At 28.0% G+C, this 890-nt stretch carries 1 pseudogene; it reads right to left on the bottom strand.

Features of this window, described 5'->3' with window-relative positions:
* Nucleotides 1–191: 191 nt before the first annotated feature.
* Nucleotides 192–890 (bottom strand): annotated as a pseudogene (locus BGS40_RS05655) (hypothetical protein); the annotation flags it as partial.

Below are 890 nucleotides of genomic sequence, written 5' to 3'. Positions count from 1 at the left end.
GTCTTTGTAGGGGGAGTTTCGTTTAATGTCGTGTGCTTCAAACAAAGCTTTGGAATATTCTTCAGTATAGTTGCCTGTGGGCTTAACATTTTCTTTAAAGAGTATTTTATTGGTATCTTTTTCCACATCTAATGCCAATCCATTAGGTGTATAAATTTTATAAGTCTCACTCATTTTTATCCTTTCTTAATTTAACCCATATATAAACCATCTTCTATAATTATAGTAGTGGCTAGTCTGCCTATGAAATTAGGCGGTAATTTTTGGGATTGTTTGTTTTTAGTTACACTTTCTATATCCTCCTCGTTTCCTTCTTCATTGTCTTTGTTTTTCAAGCTTTCTTTATTTCCATTTATCCCCATATACATAGCCTTAAGATTGTTTTGTCCTATGATATTGAGTTTTTCTAGTAATCTTCTGGTTTTATTTTTATCTTCTATATATCTTCCTGTTTTATCTTTACTTGTATTGTAAAGTCCATTAGCAAAATCTTGTAAAATTTGTAAAGCTTCATTGTAAGCATGAATAGGACTATCTTCATCTTTTTTAAAAGCACTAATTTGCTTTTCTTTATTTCTAAACTCTTTAAACAAAGGATGATTACAAGGAAGTTGATACATGGTGCATTTTTTAAGTTCTAAAGATTTTAACTCTTTGAAATAAAAAGTATAATCATCTATAATATATTTTTGTTCTTTTATATCCTCTAAAGCAGTTGCATTTCTTTTCTCATCAATAATCAAATAAGACAAAAGTCTTTTTAAAAGAAATTCTTTATTTTCTTCAAGCTTTGGTTTTATTTCATAATGAAAGGAAAAATGAGTGTCAAAAACCCCTGTGCAAAGATCTATGCCATAAAAAATTTTCTTTAAATCAAAGCTAATAAATTT

This window comes from Campylobacter sp. 107 (assembly GCF_002383835.1).
Classification (GTDB): Bacteria; Campylobacterota; Campylobacteria; order Campylobacterales; family Campylobacteraceae; genus Campylobacter_D; species Campylobacter_D jejuni.
The sequence above is the reverse complement of the archived record's forward strand: the minus strand, read 5'-3'. Positions and strand labels throughout refer to the sequence as shown.